At 68.4% G+C, this 21236-nt stretch carries 20 protein-coding genes; 12 read left to right on the top strand and 8 right to left on the bottom strand.

Going from position 1 to position 21236, the window contains the following annotated elements; all coding sequences use genetic code 11:
* Positions 1–8: 8 nt before the first annotated feature.
* From AC1EJR_RS18035 to AC1EJR_RS18025, 3 genes are all read left to right on the top strand, one after another.
* Complete coding sequence (locus AC1EJR_RS18035) at positions 9–1220, top strand: saccharopine dehydrogenase family protein (protein WP_477108295.1); 1212 nt, start codon at positions 9–11, stop codon at positions 1218–1220.
* The gene (gene amaB / locus AC1EJR_RS18030) at positions 1217–2737 is read left to right on the top strand and encodes an L-piperidine-6-carboxylate dehydrogenase (RefSeq protein ID WP_477110542.1); all 1521 of its coding nucleotides are present in this window, start codon (positions 1217–1219) and stop codon (positions 2735–2737) included. Before AC1EJR_RS18035 ends, amaB begins: the two co-directional genes overlap by 4 nt.
* Before the next feature lie 136 nt (positions 2738–2873).
* Positions 2874–3107, top strand: coding sequence for a hypothetical protein (locus tag AC1EJR_RS18025; RefSeq protein WP_441593371.1), 234 nt, complete (start codon positions 2874–2876; stop codon positions 3105–3107).
* Between the two features lie 50 nt (positions 3108–3157).
* Here AC1EJR_RS18025 and AC1EJR_RS18020 read toward each other — a convergent pair whose 3' ends face one another.
* The 6 genes from AC1EJR_RS18020 to hemA all read right to left on the bottom strand — a co-directional run bounded on the left by AC1EJR_RS18020 (position 3158) and on the right by hemA (position 8264).
* Complete coding sequence (locus AC1EJR_RS18020; RefSeq protein ID WP_092299097.1) at positions 3158–3781, bottom strand: UbiX family flavin prenyltransferase; 624 nt, start codon at positions 3779–3781, stop codon at positions 3158–3160.
* A 2-nt stretch (positions 3782–3783) separates the two neighbouring features.
* Positions 3784–4095 (bottom strand): Grx4 family monothiol glutaredoxin, encoded by a 312-nt coding sequence (grxD, locus tag AC1EJR_RS18015; RefSeq protein ID WP_477147346.1) that lies wholly within the window; start codon positions 4093–4095, stop codon positions 3784–3786.
* A 79-nt stretch (positions 4096–4174) separates the two neighbouring features.
* On the bottom strand, positions 4175–5059 hold the full coding sequence (gene prmC, locus AC1EJR_RS18010; protein WP_092299091.1) for a peptide chain release factor N(5)-glutamine methyltransferase: 885 nt from the start codon (positions 5057–5059) through the stop codon (positions 4175–4177).
* A 167-nt stretch (positions 5060–5226) separates the two neighbouring features.
* Positions 5227–5550, bottom strand: a complete 324-nt coding sequence (locus AC1EJR_RS18005; RefSeq protein ID WP_092299088.1) for a hypothetical protein — start codon at positions 5548–5550, stop codon at positions 5227–5229.
* Positions 5551–5753: 203 nt separating this feature from the next.
* Positions 5754–6836, bottom strand: coding sequence for a peptide chain release factor 1 (prfA, locus tag AC1EJR_RS18000; protein ID WP_441593370.1), 1083 nt, complete (start codon positions 6834–6836; stop codon positions 5754–5756).
* Positions 6837–6959: 123 nt separating this feature from the next.
* Entirely contained in the window at positions 6960–8264 is a 1305-nt protein-coding gene (hemA, locus tag AC1EJR_RS17995) for a glutamyl-tRNA reductase (protein ID WP_477147345.1), read from the bottom strand.
* Positions 8265–8435: 171 nt separating this feature from the next.
* On the opposite strand from hemA, the gene AC1EJR_RS17990 reads away from it, so the two are divergent.
* Positions 8436–8678, top strand: a complete 243-nt coding sequence (locus tag AC1EJR_RS17990) for a GlsB/YeaQ/YmgE family stress response membrane protein (protein WP_092299079.1) — start codon at positions 8436–8438, stop codon at positions 8676–8678.
* A 22-nt stretch (positions 8679–8700) separates the two neighbouring features.
* Here the strand turns inward: AC1EJR_RS17990 and AC1EJR_RS17985 are convergent, their stop codons facing one another.
* Complete coding sequence (locus AC1EJR_RS17985) at positions 8701–9474, bottom strand: 5'-methylthioadenosine/adenosylhomocysteine nucleosidase (protein ID WP_441593369.1); 774 nt, start codon at positions 9472–9474, stop codon at positions 8701–8703.
* 173 nt (positions 9475–9647) lie between these two features.
* On the opposite strand from AC1EJR_RS17985, the gene AC1EJR_RS17980 reads away from it, so the two are divergent.
* The 3 genes from AC1EJR_RS17980 to AC1EJR_RS17970 are packed head-to-tail and all read left to right on the top strand — an operon-like array spanning position 9648 to position 12276.
* Positions 9648–10664: a DUF2157 domain-containing protein gene (locus AC1EJR_RS17980; protein ID WP_441593368.1), complete on the top strand. Its 1017-nt coding sequence runs from the start codon at positions 9648–9650 to the stop codon at positions 10662–10664.
* Entirely contained in the window at positions 10661–11779 is a 1119-nt protein-coding gene (locus AC1EJR_RS17975) for a DUF4401 domain-containing protein (RefSeq protein ID WP_477147344.1), read from the top strand. The genes AC1EJR_RS17980 and AC1EJR_RS17975 overlap by 4 nt, the downstream gene beginning before the upstream one ends.
* A complete protein-coding gene (locus tag AC1EJR_RS17970; protein WP_477147343.1) occupies positions 11776–12276 on the top strand; it encodes a GDYXXLXY domain-containing protein in 501 nt (166 codons plus the stop codon). Before AC1EJR_RS17975 ends, AC1EJR_RS17970 begins: the two co-directional genes overlap by 4 nt.
* Before the next feature lie 80 nt (positions 12277–12356).
* Here AC1EJR_RS17970 and ychF read toward each other — a convergent pair whose 3' ends face one another.
* Positions 12357–13448 (bottom strand): redox-regulated ATPase YchF, encoded by a 1092-nt coding sequence (gene ychF, locus AC1EJR_RS17965; RefSeq protein WP_092299064.1) that lies wholly within the window; start codon positions 13446–13448, stop codon positions 12357–12359.
* Positions 13449–13586: 138 nt separating this feature from the next.
* Between ychF and AC1EJR_RS17960 the strand changes: the two genes are divergently transcribed.
* From AC1EJR_RS17960 to AC1EJR_RS17940, 5 genes are all read left to right on the top strand, one after another.
* Entirely contained in the window at positions 13587–14894 is a 1308-nt protein-coding gene (locus AC1EJR_RS17960) for a UbiH/UbiF family hydroxylase (protein ID WP_477105942.1), read from the top strand.
* A gap of 58 nt (positions 14895–14952) precedes the next feature.
* Positions 14953–15711, top strand: a complete 759-nt coding sequence (locus AC1EJR_RS17955; RefSeq protein WP_477113511.1) for a DsbC family protein — start codon at positions 14953–14955, stop codon at positions 15709–15711.
* Between the two features lie 121 nt (positions 15712–15832).
* Positions 15833–16834, top strand: coding sequence for an acrylyl-CoA reductase (NADPH) (acuI, locus tag AC1EJR_RS17950; protein ID WP_092299055.1), 1002 nt, complete (start codon positions 15833–15835; stop codon positions 16832–16834).
* 76 nt (positions 16835–16910) lie between these two features.
* Entirely contained in the window at positions 16911–18734 is a 1824-nt protein-coding gene (locus tag AC1EJR_RS17945; RefSeq protein ID WP_477147342.1) for a M61 family metallopeptidase, read from the top strand.
* A 107-nt stretch (positions 18735–18841) separates the two neighbouring features.
* Positions 18842–21199 (top strand): FUSC family protein, encoded by a 2358-nt coding sequence (locus AC1EJR_RS17940; protein WP_092299049.1) that lies wholly within the window; start codon positions 18842–18844, stop codon positions 21197–21199.
* The last annotated feature ends 37 nt before the right edge of the window (positions 21200–21236 follow it).

Raw genomic sequence — 21236 nt, 5'->3', positions numbered from 1 at the left:
GAGCCATCATGCAACCATCCAACCTCGGTCCCGGCGCAGCACGGGACCTGACCCAGTCGCCCCGGCCGCTGTCGGTCGTCGTGCTCGGCGCCGGCAAGATCGGCCGTGTGATCGCGACGATGCTCGCCGACACCGGCGACTACCGCGTCTGTCTGGTCGACCATGACCCGCACCGGCTGGACGGCCTGCCGCGCCAGATCGCCGTGCGCGCCGGGGACCCGACCGAGCCCGGCACTTGCGCCGCCTTGCTGGCTGGCGCCGATGCCGTGCTCAACGCGCTGCCGTTCCACGCGGCCATCCACGTGGCCACCGTGGCCGCGCGGCTCGGCGTGCATTACTTCGATCTGACCGAGGACGTGGCGGCCACCCACGCCATCCGCCAACTGGCCCAAGGCGCGCGCTCGGTGCTGATGCCGCAGTGCGGCCTGGCGCCGGGATTTATCGGCGTGGTGGGCAATGATCTGGCGCGGCGCTTCCTGCGGGACGGCGGCGACCTGCTCGACCTGCGCATGCGCGTGGGTGCGCTGCCGCGCTACCCKAGCAACGCGCTCAAGTACAACCTCACCTGGAGCACGGAAGGGCTGATCAACGAGTACTGCAACCCGTGCGAGGCCATTGTCGATGGCCGCCGCGTGGAACTGCCGGCGCTGGAGGGCCAGGAGTCCTTCGCGCTGGACGGCATCGAGTACGAAGCCTTTAATACCTCAGGGGGCCTGGGCACGCTGCCGGATACCCTGGCGGGCCGCGCGCGCCATGTCGATTACAAGTCGATCCGCTACCCGGGGCACTGCGCCCAGATGAAGCTGCTGCTGAACGACCTGCGGCTGCGCGAGCGCCGGAGCTGGCTGCGCGAGATCTTCGAGCACGCCATTCCGGTGACCGAGCAGGATGTGGTGATCGTGTTCGCGAGCGCCACGGGGCATCCCGGCGCCAAAGCTGGGCAGGGTGGCCATGGCGGACAGGGTGGGCGGGGGCCGCTGACGCAGGCGTCCTTCTCGGCGCGGATCGGCGGGATGGAGGATTTTGGCGGCATCGGGCACGTCAACGCCATCCAGCTCACCACGGCCGCTGGCATCTGCACCGCGCTGGACCTCGTGGCGACGGGCGTGCTGCCCCAGTCCGGCTTCGTGCCGCAGGAAGCCATGCCGCTCGATCGCTTCCTGGCCAACCGGTTCGGCCAGCATTACAGCCACCACCCGCTACAGGAGACGCTCGCATGAAAGCGCAGGACATAGCCGCATGCTGGCAGGCCATGGGCCTGCGCCAGCCTTGGGACGATTCGCATGGCGCGGGCGAGGCCCTTGCGCTGCGCTCGCCCGTCGATGGGGAAATCTTCGGCCACCTGCCGGCCTGCCCCGTGGCCGACGCCGATGCCCGCATCGCCCGCGCGCACGCGGCGCAGACCACCTGGGCGCTGACCCCGGCCCCGGCGCGTGGCGAGGTGGTGCGGCGCTTCGGCGAGGCGCTGCGCATGCACAAGGCCGCGCTGGGGCGGCTGGTGGCGCTGGAGTCCGGCAAGATCCTCCAGGAAGGACTCGGCGAAGTGCAGGAGATGATCGATATCTGCGACTTTGCCGTCGGACTCTCACGCCAGCTTCACGGGCTGACGATTGCCTCGGAGCGCCCCGCGCACGCGATGCGCGAGACCTGGCATCCGTTCGGGCTGTGCGGGGTGATTTCGGCGTTCAACTTCCCGGTGGCGGTGTGGGCGTGGAACGCGGCGCTGGCGCTGGTCTGCGGCAACGGCGTGGTCTGGAAGCCGTCGGAGAAGACGCCGCTGTGCGCGCTGGCCGCGCAGGCGCTGCTCGATCGGGTATTCGATGAGGCGGCGCCCCAGCACGCCGGCCTCTGCGTAGTGCTGCCGGGCGGGCGCACGCTMGGCGCGCAGCTCGTGCAGCATCCGGCCGTGCGGCTGATCAGCGCCACCGGTTCCACGCGCATGGGCCGCGAGGTGGGCATGGCCTGCGCGGGGCGGTTCAAGCGCGCCATCCTCGAGTTGGGCGGCAACAACGCGGCCATCGTCGCGCCATCGGCCAACCTGGAACTGACCATCCGCGCGATGACCTTTTCGGCAGCCGGCACCGCCGGCCAGCGCTGCACCACGCTGCGACGCGCCTTTGTCCACGTCGACCTGATCGAGACCGTGACCAACCGGCTGCGCCAGGTCTACGCGCGGCTGCCGGTGGGCGATCCGCTGCAGGCGGGCACGCTGGTCGGCCCGCTGATCGACATGGCCGCCGGCGACACCATGGCCAACGCGCTGGCCGCCTGCCGCGCGCAGGGCAACGTCGTGCACGGCGGCGAACGGCTGCTGGCGGACCGCTATCCGCACGCCTGCTACGTGCGGCCCGCACTGGTGCTGACCGACACCCAGCACGACACCATGCTGACGGAGACCTTCGCGCCCATCCTCTACCTGATGCCGTACACCTCGCTCGACGAGGCCATCGCGCTGAACAACGCGGCGTCGCACGGGCTGTCGTCCTGCCTTTTCACCGAGTCCCTGCGTGAGGCCGAACTGTTCGTCTCGGCGGCGGGCAGCGACTGCGGCATCGCCAACGTGAACATCGGCACCAGCGGCGCCGAGATCGGCGGCGCCTTCGGCGGGGAGAAGGCCACCGGCGGCGGGCGCGAGTCCGGCTCCGATGCGTGGAAGGGCTACATGCGCCGGGCGACCAATACCATCAACTACGGCGATGCATTGCCGCTGGCACAAGGCATTCGCTTCGATCTGTAATACATCGTAATAATGCGAAGGATGAACCCGTAGCGACTCGTAACAATAGTTACGGGGTCTTGACGCTGTATTACCAAACCGCCCCGTATAACGTTCATGAGGGCAGGCACTGCCTGACACACTCAAGGACAACAACATGCGAGCGAAAGCGATAGGTGCGATGGGTTTGGTGGCGATTGGCGCGGCGATGCTGGGCGGCTGCGCTGTCTATCCGACGCCGTACGGCCCCGCCGTGGCCCCGGCTCCGGTGGCCGTGGCGCCTGCGCCGGTCTATGTCGGACCGCCCGCCGTGGTGGTGCGGCCCGCGCCGTATTACTACGGTGGTCGTGGCTACTACGGCGGCCGCCGTTACTATCGCGGCGGCTGGTAAATCGACGAGAGCTACGCAGCAGGTGACAACAAGCAGAAGCGGGCAGAGCCCTAGTTGCCGGCATCGGCCGCAGCCGGGTTCAGCCCGCCCCAACTTGGCGTGAGCGACTGACCGATCTCTGGCAGATCGACGAGATCGAGCACGCGCCCGACCGTATGGTCGACCAGTTCCGCAATCGTCTGCGGCTTCTGGTAGAAGCCGGGCACCGGTGGGAACACGATCCCGCCCATCTCCGTGACCGCCGTCATATTGCGCAGGTGCGCCAGGTTCAGCGGCGTTTCACGCACCATCAGTACCAGCTTGCGCCGTTCCTTGAGCGTGACGTCCGCCGCGCGGGTGATCAGGTTGTCGGAGAGGCCATGGGCGATGGCGGCCAGCGTGCGCATCGAGCAGGGCGCCACGACCATCGCATGGGCGCGGAACGATCCGCTGGCGATGGTCGCGCCGATGTCGCGCACGTTGTGCACCACGCCTGCCAGCGACTCCACCTGGGCACGGCTGATATCGAGTTCGTGCTGGAGGTTCATCACGCCGGCGGGCGAGATCAGCAGATGGGTTTCCACCCCCGCCACGCCTTGCAGCACCTGCAGCAGCCGGACGCCATAGATGGCGCCCGTTGCGCCCGTGATGGCGACGATCAGCCGTTGCGGCACGGCGCCATCCGGTACGGGCATGATTACGACTTCAGCAGCGATTGCAGTTCGCCGTTCTGGTACATCTCCATCATGATGTCCGAGMCGCCGACGAACTCGCCGTTCACGTAGAGCTGCGGAATCGTGGGCCAGCTCGCATATTCCTTGATGCCCTGGCGGATGCCTTCGTCCTCGAGCACGTTGACCGTGGTCGGGGTGTCCACGCCGCAGGCCTTCAGGATCTGGATGGCACGGCCGGAGAAGCCGCACATCGGGAACTGCGCCGTGCCCTTCATGAACAGGACCACGGGGCTGCCCTTCACGATCTGGTCGATCTTCTGTTGTACGTCACTCATGGTGTGTAGCTTCCGGTTGCGCGCGGCGCCGTGTGGCGTCGCCAGTGTCTGGGGATGGGGATTTCCGCCGAAGCGGATGTCAGGTCGGAATTTTACCGGATTCGCCCGACCATCGCCCGCCGCTGCACCGCTCCTGCCCGGCGAGGTCGCGGGCGGTGGCCACCTCGGTAAATCCACCCGCCTCAAGCAGCGCCCGCGTGGCCGCGCCCTGGTCGTAGCCGTGCTCCATCAGCAGCCAGCCGCCGGGCAGCAGGCGATCCGCCGCGCCGGCCACGATGGTGGCCAGGTCGGACAGGCCGTCCTCGTGGTCGGTGAGGGCGTCGATCGGCTCGAAACGCAGGTCGCCCTCCACCAGATGCGGGTCGCCGGAGGCGATGTAGGGTGGATTGCTGACGATCAGGTGGAAGCGCAGGGTGTCCGGCACGGCTTCGTACCAGTCCGACACCAGGAAGTGGATGCCATGCGCCTCGAGCGCGCGGGCGTTGTCCTGGGCCACCATCAGCGCACCCGGCGAGATATCGGTCGCCCAGACCTCGGCGTCGGAGCGCTCGCGGGCAATCGTCACAGCCAGGATGCCGGAGCCGGTGCCGAGGTCCAGCACACGCGGCGCGTGCACATGGGCCACGCGCGCCAGCGACATTTCCACGGCTATCTCGGTATCAGGACGCGGAATCAGCACATCGGGCGTCACGCGGAAAGTGCGGCCGAAGAATTCGCGCTCGCCCAGCAGGTAGGCCATCGGCTCACCGGCCAGCCGCCGCGCCATCAACGTGGAGAATGCATCACGTTGTGCTGCATTGAGATGGTCGGTATCACGCGTGATGAGTTGCGTACGCGTGAGGCCGGTCACGTGGGACAGCAGCATGCGGGCTTCGAGCGCCGGCAGGCCGGTCATCGCAGCCAGCGTCTGGGCTTCGCGCAGCGTGGGGGCGGGCGACAGGGCGCCCGACGGTGTGGAAGACATCGGAAATAGATGGCTGAAACTGGGAGAGCGGGTGCAAAAAACCCCGTCGGGGCCTGGCGCGACGGGGTTCTTTGCTGGCGCCACAAGGGCGCCCGGTATTAGCCGCTCAGTGTAAGCCGATTTGGCAACGCGCGGGCGCGCGAGCGGCGTGATTCCATATGGACCAATTACTTATTGACGGTTTCCTTGGCCTTGTCTGCCGTGGTGTTCACGGCATCGCGTGCGGCTTCCTTGGCGTTGGCCATGGCGTGGCCGGCATCGGTCTTGGCCTGTTCGGCGGCGGCCGAGACATCGGCGGCGGCACCGCTCGCGGCGGCCTTGGCGGCGTCCGCGGCGTTTGCTGCGGCGGCGGCGGCATCGCTGGCGGCGGCCTTGGCCGATTCGGCAGCGCTCTGCATGGCGGCGTCGGCGTTGGCGGCCGGGGCGTCTTCCTTCTTGCTGCAAGCCGCCATGGCGGCGGTGATCATCAACAGGGCGAGCAGTTTCTTCATGATTTCATCCTTGGTGTCTGTTTTGAGGAGTCGACTTCAGCCCAGACTTCGTATGCCACCAGGTGCGGAAAGTGACGCATGGGGGCGGTCTGGTCGAATCGATTATAGACACCGCCTTTTGGCGGGCCAGTGCTGTTTCAAGCATTTACCTCCGTTACAAACACTTGCCCACGGGTGATGAAATCATCACTGCGTGATGAAAATCAGCCCTCGTCGCCGAGTGCGGCGAGCTGGTCGGCCTGGTGTTCGGCGGAGAGCGAGGCGAGCAATTCGTCGAGGTCGCCGTCCATGATCATGTCGATCTTGTAGAGCGTGAGGTTGATGCGGTGGTCGGTCACGCGGCCCTGCGGGAAGTTGTAGGTGCGGATGCGGTCGCTGCGGTCGCCCGTGCCGATCAGGTTGCGCCGCGTGCTGGCTTCCTTGGCCTGCGCCGCGCGCAGCTGCATGTCCTTGATGCGCGCCGCCAGCACCTTCATCGCCTTGTCCTTGTTGCGATGCTGGCTGCGGTCGTCCTGGCACTCCACCACGATGCCGGTGGGCAGGTGGGTCAGCCGCACCGCCGAATCGGTCTTGTTCACGTGCTGGCCGCCCGCGCCGGACGCGCGGAAGGTATCGACGCGCAGGTCGGACGGGTTGATCTCCACCTCGCCCACCTCGTCCGCCTCCGGCATTACCGCCACGGTGCAGGCCGAGGTGTGGATGCGGCCCTGCGCCTCGGTGGCCGGCACGCGCTGCACGCGGTGGCCGCCCGACTCGAACTTCAGCTTCGAGAACGCCGCGTCGCCGGCAATCCGCACGATCACTTCCTTGTAGCCGCCCAGGTCCGACTCGGACTCGCTCATCACCTCCACCTGCCAGCGCTGCCGTTCCGCATAGCGCGTGTACATGCGGAGCAGGTCGGCGGCGAACAGCGCGCTTTCCTCGCCGCCGGCGCCGGCGCGGATTTCCAGCAGCAGGTTGCGGTCGTCGTTGGGATCCTTCGGCAGCAGCAGGGTCTGAAGGCTGGCGGCGAGGTCTTCCAGCCGCTGGCGCGCCGCGCCGATCTCGTCGGCGGCGAACTCCTTCATCTCGGGGTCGTCCAGCAACGCCTGCGCCGTGGCCAGATCCTCCTGCGCCTGCCGGTACTGGCCGTATTGCTCGGCCACCGGCGACAGCTCGGCATGCTCCCGCGAGAGCTTGCGGTACTGGTCGATGTTGGCCGTGGCGTCCTCGCGGGCAAGCAGGGCGTTGACTTCATCGAGTCGCTCGGCCAATTGGTCGAGCTTGTTGAGCATGCTGGCTTTCATGGGCATCCGAAAGGAAACTGGGGCGCGATGGGCGGGAGGTCTGCGCGGCGCCGTGGAGGGCGAACCGAGGGGCGCTGGCAGGGACGCCAGCGGGCCGGCGCGGCCGGCCGGGGACGAGCGCGGCTAGCGCTCGGAGTGGCTGCTGTGGCGGAACAGGCCCGGTACCAGGCGCAGCAGCGCCTCGCGGTCTTCGCCCTGGGTGTGGTTCAGCGCGTGGGTGGGGCCGTGCAGGAACTTGCGGGTCAGCGCGCCGGAGAGGGCTTCCAGCACGGCTTCGGGGTCGTCGCCACGCGCCAGCATGCGGCGCGCGCGTTCGAGTTCGGCCTGGCGCATGGCCTCGCCGTTGGACTGGATCTCGCGGATCACGGGCACCACGCTGCGCGTCTCCAGCCAGTGCATGAAGTTCTGCACGCGGCTTTCGATGATCGCCTCGGCCTGCGCCACGGCGGCCTGGCGCAGCGCGCTGCTCTCGCGCACCACGGCGCCGAGGTCATCCACGGTGTACAGGAACACGTCGTTCAGGCGCGCTACCTCGGGTTCCACGTCGCGCGGCACGGCCAGGTCGACCATCATGATCGGGCGATGCTTGCGGCGCTTGACCGCGCGCTCCACGGCGCCCAGGCCGATGATCGGCAGCGAACTCGCGGTGCAGGACACCACGATGTCGAACTCATGCAGCCGCTCGCCCAGATCCTGCAGGCGGATGGCCTGCGTGGTCAGGCCCTGTTCGGCCAGTTGCTCGGCCAGCCGCTCGCCACGCTCGACGGTGCGGTTGGCCACCACGATCTGGCGCGGCATCTGCGCGGCGAAGTGCGTGGCGCACAGCTCGATCATCTCGCCCGCGCCGATGAACAGCACGCGCTGGGTCGAAACACTTTCGAAAATCCGCTGGGCGAGCCGCACGGCGGCGGCAGCCATCGACACCGAATGGGCGCCGATCTCGGTCTGGCCGCGCACTTCCTTCGCCACGGCGAAGGTGCGCTGGAACAGCTGGTTCAGGTAGGTGCCAAGCGCGCCGGCCTCGCCAGCGGTGCGCACCGCGTCCTTGAGCTGGCCCAGGATCTGCGTTTCGCCGAGCACCATCGAGTCGAGTCCGCTGGCCACGCGGAACGCGTGACGCACGGCTTCGGACTGGGGCAGGGCATACAGATGGGGGGCCAGTTCGCCGGCCGGCACGTTGTGGTGCTGGGCCAGCCAGCGCAGCGTGTGCTCGAAGCCGTCCGCACCGGGCTGCAGCACATCGGTGGCGCAGTAGATCTCGGTACGGTTGCAGGTGGAGAGGATGGCGGCCTCGGTGCCGCTGCGGCCGGCCAGGTGGGTGCGCAGGGCGCCCAGGGCCGGTTTGATCTGCTCAAGCGGAAACGCCACACGCTCGCGGAGCGAGACGGGTGCCGTAGTGTGATTGATGCCGATCGCGAGCAGTTGCATTTGTGGGGTTCGTTKCCATCCGGATCGTAGCCGGAAGCGATGGCCATTATACCGCCGGGCCGCGATTTTGCAGGGCGAGGGGGCGTTTTGTTCCAAGTGCGCCAAAACGCCAGTATTGTTACGGCGCGGTCACGCGGTGCTGGCCGAATCCGGATCAAATAGGGGGTGCCGATGCTCGGCTTGGTGGTGGTGGGGGCGATCGTGGGCCTGGCGGGACGCCAGATGCACCCGGCCGGGCGAGTCGTGAGCCTGCCGGCCGCGCTGGTGCTGGGTGTGCTCGGCGCGCTGGGCGCCTTCTACGGCGGGCGCGCGGCCCACTTGTTTACCGACGGCCAGCTCTCGGGCTGGACCGCCGCGATCGTCGGCGCGGCGCTGCTGGTCGGCGTCTGGGGTGTGGCGCGCCCGCGACGGTAGGGCTGTCCGCCCCGCCGGCTGCCTAGGCTTGACCCCGCGCGGACAGGAAGCGCCGCAGGATCGCGCTCGAATAGTGGCTCGCCACGTCGCGCAAAAATGCCGAAAAGTCCACATGCGCGACATCGTCGGCCCGGTCCGATACGGTACGCATGACTGCATAGGGCACGCCGTACTCGTAGCAGATCTGGGCCAGCGCCGCGCCTTCCATCTCCACTGCCTGCACGCCCGGCAGGCGCTCCCGCAAGTCAGCCACGGCCGCCGGGGCGTTGATGAACTGGTCGCCGCTGGCCACCATGCCCACGTGCAGGCGCGGCGCGGCCACGCCGAAGCGGGCCAGCACGCCGTCCGGCACTTCGGTGGCGAGGTCGTGGCGCAGGAAATCGGCAGCCGCCGCGCGCAGCGCCGCCGTCAGTTCGGCATCGGCCGGAAACTCGGCGCGCGCCAGCAGCGGCACCTCGTGGCGCGGGAACAGCGGGCGGGCGTCCAGGTCGTGCTGGAGGGTGCGGTCCGCCACGACGATATCGCCCACGCGCACCTCGGGCCCCACGCCGCCCGCCAGCCCCGTGAACACGATCTCGTCGACGCCGAACTCGCGGATCAACGTGACCGTGGTGGCCGCCGCCGCCACCTTGCCCACGCGCGCGAGCACCAGCACCACGGACTGCCCGTGGAGCGTGCCGGCGTAGTAGTCCCGCATGCCGATGGTGCGCACGGTGGCGCGCGCGTCTTCGTGCCGCATGGCGGCGATCAGTCCATCGACTTCGTCGTGGAGCGCGGCAAGGATGCCGAGGGTCATGGCTGCCCGGATTGGATGAGAAAGGCGCCAGCATACCGGCGCCGGGAGCGCGGCGAAAGCGGGGCGCCGCGTTTTCAGAACCCTCTCATAGGCACGGGCAGGCCGCTTTGCTACAGTGCGCTTGCGTTCGCATTCCATCGTTTTCCATCGCATTCCAGCCCGGGAGAATTCCGTTGGAACCCCTTTCAGATCGACGCATGGCCCAGCAGGCGCTGGCCGACTGGCGCGCCCAGGATCGCCTTGGCGCGGAAAGCCTTGCGCCCGCGTGGGCCCGCACCTTGCCGGCGCGGGCCGACTGGCACCGCTGGCTCGAGCGGGCGCTGCTGGCGCTCGGCACCGCGCTGCTCTGCGCCGGCGTCATCGTCTTCTTCGCGTTCAACTGGGAGGCGCTGCACAAGTTCGCCAAGTTCGGGCTGCTGGCGGGCCTGCTGACCGGGCTTGCGGCGCTGGCGGCATGGCGGCCGGCCGGGGACGGCATCGGGCAGGCCGCGCTGGCCGGCGCGCAGGTGGTGTCGGGGGTCTGGATGGCCGTGATCGGCCAGACTTACCAGACCGGCGCCGATGCCTGGCAACTGTTCGCCCTGTGGACGCTGCTGGCCGTGCCATGGGCGCTGGCCGCGCGGGCGGCGCCGCACTGGTGGCTGGTGATCGTGGTCGGCAACGTGGCGCTGCTCCGTTATGGCAGTGTGCGGCTGGGCGTGGGCAGCATGTTCGACCTGCTGTTTTCGGGGCGCCATGCGCGCGAGACCACGCTGTTCCTGCTGCTGGCGTGTTGCATCCAACTGGTGATCTGGTACGTGCTGGCGGCCCGCGCGGCCCGCTGGGGTTTTCGGGGCGATGCCGGCCCGCGCCTGATCGCCGTGCTCGCCTGTGGATATGCGGCCTGGCTGGGCCTGACGAGCGTGCTGGTCCATCGCGTGGAGGCGGTGGGGCTAGTGGCCGGCGCGGTGGCGCTGGCCGGGCTCGGCGCCTGGTTCCGGCGGCGCGCGTCGTTCGACATCGTCGTGCTGAGCCTCGCGTGTCTCGCCGGCATCGGGCTGGTGGTGTCGGCGCTGGGGCGCCTGCTCGCCGAGGGCCATGGCGACTTCGGCATCTTCCTGCTGCTCGGGCTGGTCACGGTAGGGCTGGCTGCTGCGGCGGCGGCATGGTTGCTGCGGGCATGGCGTGACGCCAGCGGGAGGCCGGCATGAGCGCGCAAGCGGTGGAGCGAAAGCTCTGGGACGACCTCACAGCACAGGGCGTGGTCGAGGGAGAGTACGTGGCCACGCAGCGCACGCCGTGGCCCATTCGCCTGCTGATGGGCGCGGCGGGCTGGCTCGGCGCGCTGTTCTTCCAGGTATTCCTGCTCGGCTCGGTGTTCGCGGCAACGAGCGGCAACGGCCCGGCCATGCTGGTGACCGGGCTGCTGATGCTGGKCGGGGCCGTGCTGCTGTACCGGATGGCCGGCGAGGGCAGCGGGCGCATCGCGCTCGGCCAGTTCGCGTTGGCCCTGAGCCTGGGCGGGCAGGGCATGGCGATCTTCGGCACGGCCCAGATGCTCGGCGGCGAGTGGCTGGTGGACCGCGCGGCGTTCTGGCTCGCGGTGGCCGTGTTCGAGGTGGCGCTGTACGCCATCGTGCCGAACCGGCTCCATCGTTTCGTGGTGGCGCTCGGCGCGTGGACGGCGCTGGCGTTCGCGCTGAATATCGCGCTGGCCGGCGCCCGGCACTACGGCTGGGTCGTGCTGCCGTGGTCGCTCGGATGGCTGATGCCGCTGGCCTGCGCGGTGGTCACCGTCTTCGTGCTGAAAGAGCATTGGCTGGCGGCGCGCGGCGACCATGGGCGATGGGAGCCCGGCGCGGACGCCACGCTGGTCTTCGCGCTGGCGGCGGCGCTGCTGGTCACCGGGGCAAACCATCCGCTGGCTGGGGTTTTCGATGAACGTGGCGCACCGCGCCTGCTCGCGCCGTGGCTGGCCGGGGCGCTGACCGAGGCGGTGCTGCTGATGTTCGCGTTGTTCGAATGCCGGCGCCTGCATGTCGAGCCGCGCATCGGTGCGGCGGTGCTGGGTGTGACGCTGGCCTTCGCCACGCTGATGGTGATGGCGCCGGCAGTCGGTGCCGGCGTGCTGGTACTGGCGCTGGCCCTGCGGCGCGGGTCGCTGGCATGGCTCGGGCTCGGCATCGCGGCGGTCATCGCGGGCTTTGTCTGGTACTACGGCTCGCTCCAGTGGACGCTGCTGGCCAAGTCCGCCACGCTGGTGGCGGCCGGCGTGCTGCTGCTGGCGGTTCGGATCGTGATGCGACGGATGGAGGCGCGACCATGAAACGATGGATCGTGGTGGCATGGCTGCTGGTGATGGGCGTGGCCGGGGCGGTCATCGTCGGCAAGGAACGGGTGCTGTCGCATGGGGAGGTCGTCTACCTTCGGCTGGCACCCGTGGACCCGAGGTCCCTCATGCAGGGCGACTACATGGCGCTGAATTTCGCCCTCGGGCTGGAAATCGCCGCCGCCCAGGCCCGCGCCCAGTCCCCGCGCGAGCGGGAGACCGAAGTGGTGATCCGCCGCGACGCCGCCGGGGTCGGGCAACTGGTCCGGCTGCAGAACGGCCAGCCGCTGGCCGAGGGCGAGCGGCGCCTGCGCGTCCAGAACGTCCCCTCGCGCTGGGGCGGCCCGATCGTGCAGGTCTCCACCGACGCGTGGTTCTTTCAGGAAGGACAGGCGGAGCGGTTCGCCAAGGCCCGCTACGGCGAATTCCGGCTGGATAGCAGCGGTCAGGCGCTGCTGGTGGGCATGCGGGATGAACAGTTGAAGCCGTTGTAGCCGCGAGCGAGGGCTCGCGCTGCGCCCTAAAGCAAAAAACCCGGCATCTGCCGGGTTTTCTCGGGTTTGTTACGCCTGCCTCAGACGTTGAACAGGAAGTTCATCACGTCCCCGTCCTTCACCACATATTCCTTGCCTTCGGCGCGCATCTTGCCGGCTTCCTTCGCGCCCTGTTCGCCCTTGAACTGGATGAAGTCATCGTAGGCGATGGTTTGCGCGCGGATGAAGCCGCGTTCGAAGTCGGTGTGGATCACGCCGGCGGCCTTGGGGGCGGTGTCGCCCACGTGGATCGTCCAGGCGCGGACTTCCTTCACGCCTGCCGTGAAGTAAGTCTGCAGGCCCAGCAGCGTGAAGCCGGCGCGGATTACGCGGTCCAGGCCGGGTTCTTCCATGCCCAGGTCGGCAAGGAATTCGGCCTTGTCGGCGTCTTCCAGGTCGGCAATCTCGGCTTCGATGGCTGCGCAGACGGCMACGACCGGCGAATTGGTCAGCTTGGCGTGCTCGCGCACTGCGTCGAGGTGCGGATTGTTCTCAAAGCCGTCTTCGCGCACGTTGGCCACGTACATCGTCGGCTTGGCGGTGATCAGGCAGAACGGGCGGATGGCTTCCCATTCCTCGGGCGACAGGTCCAGCGTGCGCACGGCCTTGGCCTGATCGAGCACGGTTTGTGCCTTCTCCAGCACTGCCACGAGGCGCAGCGCTTCCTTGTCACCGGCGCGGGCGGGCTTGATATAGCGCGCGTGGGCCTTTTCCACCGTGGCCAGGTCGGCCAGCGCCAGTTCGGTGTTGATGACTTCGATGTCCGACAGCGGATCGACCTTGCCCGCCACGTGGATCACGTTCGGATCCTCGAAGCAGCGCACGACGTGCGTGATGGCGTCGGTTTCGCGGATATTGGCCAGGAACTGGTTGCCCAGGCCTTCGCCCTTGGACGCGCCCGCCACCAGGCCGGCGATATCGACGAATTCCACCGTCGCCGGCAGGATGCGCTCTGGCTTGACGATGTCAGCCAGCTTCGTAAGCCTCGGATCCGGCACTTCCACGACGCCCACATTGGGTTCGATGGTGCAGAACGGATAGTTTTCGGCGGCGATGCCGGCCTTGGTCAGGGCATTGAACAGCGTGGACTTGCCGACGTTGGGCAGGCCGACGATGCCGCATTTGAGGCTCATGGTGTCTGGCTGGAAATAGCAAAGGCTGTATTCTAGCGGATGGCCACCCTTGGCCAGCCTTTATCCCTCGGCGGGCGGCCCGCCACGGCTTGTGAGATGTCTCCGATGGCGCGCACGTCACGTCGCTATAATCGAGGCATGACCGGATCAGCCGCACCGGCGCGTCGCGCCGCCTCCCATTCCATGCCCTCGACTCCATCCTCCCGCTTTCAGATTGCCGTGGTCGGCGGCGGTATCGTCGGCAAGGCCTGCGCACTGCTGCTGGCCCAGCAGGGCATGCAGGTGGCCCTCGTCGCGCCGCGCCCCGTGGGCGAGACCGCGCGCACCGGGGAAGACGACTGGGACAGCCGCATCTACGCGTTCTCGGCCAGCTCGCAGCAATTGCTGGAGCGGCTGCGCGTCTGGGAGGCCCTCGACCCGGCCCGTGTGCAGCCCGTGCGTGACATGCGCGTCTTCGGCGACGTCAGCGCCGCGGAGGCCAGCCCCTCGCCCCATGGCGATCTCCATTTCTCGGCTTACGCCGCCGCCGTGCCGCAACTGGCCTGGATCATCGAGTCGAGCCATGTGGAGCGCGTGCTGGACACCGCGCTACGCTTCCAGCACCAGGTGCAATGGTTCGATGAGGCGGCCGAAGGGCTCGATCGTGACGTTGACGGCGTGACCCTGACCCTCGCCAGCGGCGCCCGCGTGCGCGCCAACTGCGTGGTCGGCGCCGACGGCGCGCGCTCCTGGGTGCGCCAGCAATGCCATATCGGCACCAGCCAGCGGCGCTACCGCCAGCTTGGCGTGGTGGCGAACTTCGCCTGCGAACTGCCGCATCAGGAAACCGCATGGCAATGGTTCCTGGGCGCGCCCGAGAAGCTCATGGCCGACGAGGAACTCGCCAATGGCGAGATCGTCGCCATGCTGCCGCTGCCCGGCAACCGCGTGTCGATGGTCTGGTCCGCCGATGAAGCCCACGCGCAGGACCTCGTCGCGCTGTCCCCCGAGGCCCTCGCCGCCACCGTGGCCCAGGTGGCCAACGGGGCGGTCGGCGCCCGGTTCGGCGCACTGCGCTGCCTGACGCCGGCCAAGGGCTTCCCGCTGGTGCTCCAGCGTGCCGAGCAGTTCGTCCAGCCGCACGTGGCGCTGGTCGGCGATGCCGCGCATGTGGTCCATCCGCTGGCCGGGCAGGGCATGAATCTTGGTTTACGCGATGTGACGGAACTTGGGCGCGTGATGGCCGACAAAGAACCGTTCCGATCGGAAGGCGACTTGCGCCTGTTGCGCCGCTACGAGCGTGCACGCGCCACGGACCTGCTCTCCCTGACTGCCGCCACCGATGGCTTGCACCGGCTGTTTTCGCTGCCGGGCGCGCCCGCGCGGCTGATACGCAACGCCGGCATGCGCGCCGTGGGCGGCCAGGGGCTGCTCAAGCGCTTCCTGATCGGCCGCGCGCTGGGCTGAGCCGGCCAACCACTATTTAAAGATTCTGCCGACAAGGCACCCGAACCCTGGAGTCACCATGTTGCAACTGTTCCGCCGCCGTTCCGCCCGCATGGGCGCCCTTGCTGCCCTGGCCGGTGGCCTGGCCCTGGGCGGCTACGCCCTGCACGCGCTGGCCGCGGACGAGCCGGGCACGGACCGCATCAAGGCGTCCATCCAGAAGATGCTGGGCGGCCGCGCCGAGGTGAAGAGCGTGACCAAGGCGCCGGTACCGGGTTTGTATGAAGTCAACGTGGGCGGCCAGATCGTGTACACCGACCCCACCGGGCGCTACATCATCAATGGCGAGGTCATCGACACCAAGACCAACACCAACCTGACCGAGGAGCGTCTGGCCGAGCTGAACAAGATAAAGTGGTCCGATCTGCCGCTGGCGCGCGCCATCAAATGGACGAAGGGCGATGGCAGCCGCACCGTGGCGGTGTTCTCGGACCCGAACTGCGGCTACTGCAAGAAGATCGAACAGACCTTCCAGCAGATGGACAACATCACGGTCTACACCTTCCTCTACCCGGTGCTGTCGCCCGATTCGACGACCAAGGCCAAGCAGGTCTGGTGTGCAACAGACCGTACCAAGGTGTGGCGCGACTGGATGCTGAACCACGTGGCCATCACCGGCAACGGTAGCTGCAAGACGCCGGTGGACGAGAACCTGGCGCTGGGCCAGAGCCTGAATATCTCGGGCACGCCGGCAGTGTTCTTCACCGACGGCACGCGCATCCCGGGCGCGGCGGACATCGCCACGCTGGAGCGCAAGCTCGCCAGTCTGAAGAAGTAACGCGCGGCGCCGGACCCTCCCGGCTGTCTGAAGCGGCCGGCACTGTCCGGCCGCTTTGCTTTCCGGCGCCTGCGCTGCGTTACCAAATTCCCTGAAAAATCAAAGAGATCGAGGAGACACCATGACGTTCCAGGCTTTGCTGCTGACCCAGGCCGATGGCAAGACGGCCGCCGCCGTCACCCAACTCGATGAATCCGCGCTGCCGGCGGACGGCAACGTGCTGGTGGCCGTCGACTATTCGACGATCAATTTCAAGGACGGCCTGGCAATCACGGGCCGCGCGCCGGTGGTGCGCAAGTGGCCGATGGTGGCGGGGATCGACGGCGCCGGCACGGTGCTCGATTCGAGCGACCCGCGCTGGCGCACCGGCGACCGCGTGGTGCTGAACGGCTTCGGCGTGGGCGAGACGCACTGGGGCTGCCTGGCGCAGCGCGCGCGGCTGCAGGGCGACTGGCTKGTGCGGCTGCCCGATGCGTTCACGTCGCGGCAGGCCATGGCGATCGGCACGGCCGGCTACACGGCCATGCTGTCGGTGCTGGCGCTGGAGCGCGGCGGCGCGCTTGGGCCCGTGAAGCCCGGCGATGGCGAGGTGCTGGTCACGGGCGCCTCGGGCGGCGTGGGCTCGGTGGCCATCGCCATCCTGTCGAAGCTCGGCTATCGCGTGGTGGCTTCCACCGGCAAGACCGCCGAGGCGGATTTCCTGCGTGCGCTGGGCGCCGCCGACGTGATCGACCGGGCCGAACTGGGCGCGCCGGGCAAGCCGCTCCAGAAGGAGCGCTGGGCGGGCGTGGTGGATTCGGTCGGCTCGCACACGCTGGTCAACGCCTGCGCCCAGGTGCGCTACGGCGGCGTGGTCACGGCGTGCGGGCTGGCGCAGGGCATGGATTTCCCGGCCTCGGTGGCGCCGTTCATCCTGCGCGGCGTGACGCTGGCCGGCATCGATAGCGTGATGGCGCCGATGTCGCTGCGCGAAACCGCGTGGAAGCGGCTGGCGCGGGATCTGGCCCCGGACCGGCTCCAGGCCATCACGCGTGAGATCCGGCTGGGCGAGGCCATCGACGCCGCCAGCCAGATCATGGCGGGCGGCATGCGCGGCCGCGTGGTGGTCGATGTGAACGCCTGAGGGAACGTCCGAGGGAACGCCCACAAGACAAGTCCACGTTCGAAGGGAGACGGGGCGTGGCGCTACAATCACAACCATGACGCCGATCCGCTACGCCATCGCCCCGCTTCAGCCCGAAGCCCATCTGTTCGCCGTGACCGTGACGGTGGACGTCCCCGACCACGCCGGCCAGGTCTTCACGCTGCCCGCGTGGATTCCCGGCAGCTACATGATCCGCGACTTCGCGCGCAACATCGTCCGCATTCGGGCCGATGCGGGCGGGTTGGCGGTGCCACTGACCAAGCTCGACAAGCAGAGCTGGCAAGCCGCACCGGTGGCTGCCGATGCCGGGCCGCTGGTCCTGCAATACGAGGTCTATGCCTGGGACCTGTCGGTGCGCAGCGCGCACCTCGACACCACCCACGGCTTCTTCAACGGCAGCTCCGTGTTCCTGCGCGTGGTGGGGCAGGACGACCAGCCGTGCACCGTCGATCTCCATGCGCCCGCCGGCGAGGCCTATGCCGACTGGCGCGTCGCCACGGCGCTGCCCGAGGCGCGCGGCCCCGGCGGCGCGCGCCGCTACGGCTTTGGGCGCTATCAGGCAGCCAACTACGACGAACTGATCGACCATCCGGTGGAGATGGGCACGTTCGCCATGGCCAGTTTCCGTGCCTGCGGCGCCCAGCACGACGTGGTGTTCACGGGCAAGGTGCCGAACCTGGACCTGYAACGCGTCTGCCGCGACCTGAAACAGATCTGCGAGGCCCAGATCCGGCTGTTCGAGCCGCGCTCGGCCCGCGCGCCGTTCCTGGACAGCAATCGCCGCTACGTCTTTATGACGATGGTGACCACTGACGGCTACGGCGGCTTGGAGCACCGCGCCAGCACGGCGCTGATGTGCGCGCGCGGCGACCTGCCGGTGCGCGGCAACGCCGAGACCAGCGAGGGCTATCGCACCTTCCTGGGGCTGTGCAGCCACGAGTACTTCCACACCTGGAACGTCAAGCGGATCAAGCCGGCGGCGTTCGTGCCGTACCAGCTCGCGCAGGAAACCTATACGCCGCTGCTGTGGCTGTTCGAAGGATTTACGAGCTACTACGACGATCTGATCCTGGCCCGGACGGGGCTGGTTTCGACCACCCAGTACGTCGAGATGCTGGCCAAGACCTGGAACGGCGTCTTGCGTGGCAACGGCCGCACCAAGCAGAGCGTGGCCGACAGCGCCTTCGATGCCTGGACGAAATACTATCGGCAGGACGAGAACGCGCCGAACGCCATCGTCAGCTATTACACCAAGGGTTCGCTGGTAGGGCTGGCGCTGGACCTGACCATCCGCGAGAAGACCGGCGGGCGGAAATCGCTCGATGACATCATGCGCGCGCTCTGGCAGCGCTACGGTCGCGACTTCTACGCGCCGGGCGCCACCCAGCGCGGCGTGACGGAAGCCGAGGTCCACGCGCTGTTCGATCAGGTGACCGGGCTGCGGCTCGGCACGCTGCTGCGGGCACTGACCGAGGGCACGGGCGAGATCAACCTGCCGCCGCTGTTCCGCGCCTTCGGCATCAAGGCCGAGAAGGTCGAGCCGGGTAAGCCGTCCGCCGGCGCGGCGCTGGGTATCAAGACCCGCAACGAGGAAGGCTGGGTGCGCGTGAGCCAGGTGCTCGACGGCGGGGCGGGACAGGCCGCCGGCGTCTCGGCGGGTGACCTGCTCGTGGCGCTGGACGGCCTGCGGCTGGCGCCCGGCCAGCTCGACAAGCAACTGGCGCGCTACCGGCCCGGCGACGCCGTGCAGCTCCACCTGTTCCGGCGCGATGAACTCCAGGTGCTGCCCGTCACCCTGGCGCGCGAGCCGGCCATGCAGTACAAAGTGAACGTGGAGCCCGGCAAGCATGCGGCCCGCACGCGCTGGCTGGGGCAGTAACCGGCCGATGACGGCGCCCGGGTCCTGACACCGGGCGCCAGTCGACAGTCGACAATCGCCCCCCGCTGCCCCAACGTCGCCATCGTCCGCCAGCCCAACATCGCCCCATGGAATACGCGCACGATCCTCGTACGTTTCTGTTCTCTCACTATATCTACCGTGGCCTGCGCTCGGCCACGGGGGTCATCGGCGCCACGCTGCTGGCCATGCAGGTCATGGACCTGCCCAGCGCCATGGTCGTGTCGATGGGCGCGCTCTGCACCAGCCTGATGGACCTGCCCAGCCCGCTGAACCACAAGTTCAACGAGATGCTGGCCAGCGTGCTGCTGTGTACCGCCGTGACCGCCGTGGTGGCGCTGGCCACGCCGTTCCCGCGCGTGCTGCCGTGGGTGCTGGTGCTGGTGACCTTCCTCGCCGGCATGATGACGGTCTATGGCAACAAGACCATGCCGTTGCAGTTTTCGGCATTGTTCGTCATGACGCTCACCGTCAACGAGGACTTCGTGCTCCAGAAGGCGTTCGTCCATGCCGGGCTGTTCGGGGCCGGGGCGGTGGCCTATATGGCCTATGCGATGGCGGTCAGCTGGGTCATGGAGCGGCGCACGCGCCAGCAGATACTGGCCGAGTCGCTGTACGAAATGTCTCACTACCTCGAGATCAAGGCAGGTTTCTACGATGCCGGCACCGACTACGAGGAACAGTTCAACCAGCTGGTGCGCCAGCAGATCGTGGTGGCCGAGCGCCAGCAGGCGGCGCGCGATCTGGTGCTGCGTGGAAACCGCACCAAGCGTGACGGCCTGCTGGTACGCGTGCACCTGCGGATGCTCGATCTCTACGAGTACATCCTTTCCACCAACACCGACTATCCCTTGCTGCGCCAGACCTTCGGTGGCACGCCGGCGCTGGACGCGATACGGCGGCTGGTACGTGGGCTGGGCAAGGATCTCGAGGAAATCGCCTACGACGTCACACGCGGCAAGCCTTCGTACAGCGCCCATGACTACGGCCCCGACCTGCGCGCCGTGACGACGGAAATCGAACAATTACGACATCACCACGTGTCGGCGGCGGCCATGACGGCGGTCGCGGAGACGATTGAGATGATTCGCGGTGCCATCACGCTGGTCGGCCAGTTGCACGAGGCGTCCCGCACACCGGTGGAGCCGGCCAAGGTGATGCCGGGGTCGGACATGACACCGTTCCTGACCCGCCAGAAGTACGAGCTGGGCGTGATCCTGGACAACCTGCGCTGGCGCTCGCCGGCGTTTCGCTACTCGCTGCGCATCACGATGGCGGTGGCGGTGGGACTCTGGCTGGGCGACCGGCTGCCGTATGCGTCGCACAGCTATTGGATTCTTCTCACGATTGTCGTAATCCTGAAGCCGAACTACAGCCTGACCAAGCAGCGCTATAACGACCGGCTGATCGGCACGCTGATTGGTTGCCTGATCAGCGTGGTGGTGCTGCGCGTGGTGACGGAGCCGCTGGCGCTGCTGGCGGTGCTCTACGTGGCACTGGTCGCCAGTTCGGCGTTTTCCACCATCAAGTACCGCTACACGGCCATCGCCGCCTGCGTGCAGGTGCTGATCCAGATCAACCTGCTGATGCCGGGCAGCCAGACCGTAGTGGGCGAGCGGCTGATCGATACGGTGATCGGCGGCGTGATCGCGTCCATCTTCAGCTTTGTGCTGCCGAGCTGGGAGTACCGGGCGATTCCCAAGCTGGTGGAGAACGTGCTTCAGGCCAACCGGCGCTATATCGCCGCCACGCGCGACCTGCTGCTGCGCCGCGCCCAGGACGACTTTGCCTACCGCGTACAGCGCAAGCAGTTCATGGACAACCTGTCGGCGCTGATCGCCTCGTTCCAGCGCATGCTCGACGAACCGCGCAGCCGGCACCGCGCCGTGGACAACCTGAGCCGCTTCATCAATCAGAACTATCTGGTGGCGGCGCATGTGGCGGCGGCGCGCATCCAGGTGCGCCAGCACTACGAGGAACTGGACGTGCCGGCGGCCGAGGCGGCCATCGAGCAGGCCACGGAAGCCGCCACGCGCAGCCTGACGCTGGCCAGCGAACGGCTGGCGGGCGAGGAGCGGCACGGGCCGCGCGGCGCTGGCTTTATCCGCACGCCGACGGAAACTGCCGTCGCCGGGGTGGGCCTGCCGCCGCACGAACTGGTCGCAGGGGCCGCCGCCGATGACGACGAAGCCAGCGAGCGCCGCGCACGGATCGCCGATTCGGCGGATCGGCGCAAGGCGGACGTGCTGGTCCAGGCCGCCGCGGCGGGCGAGATCGGCGCGGACGAGCGCGATGCCGCCGCGCAACCTGCCGAGTCGGGCGCGAGTTCGACCGGCCGCGCCGCCAACGCGGTGCTGGAGCGCCGCCTGCGCGCGCTGCGCGAAGACGCCGCCAAGATCGCGCTGCGCACCGGCGCGATTGGCCGGTCGATGGCGGAGAAGGATTGAAAGAACCGTGCGACTGGATGCGCCGACCCTCTCCCCC

It is taken from the genome of Cupriavidus sp. 05T42 (assembly GCF_056396345.1).
Note: the sequence above shows the minus strand (reverse complement) of the source record. Positions and strands in the feature narration are given on the sequence as shown.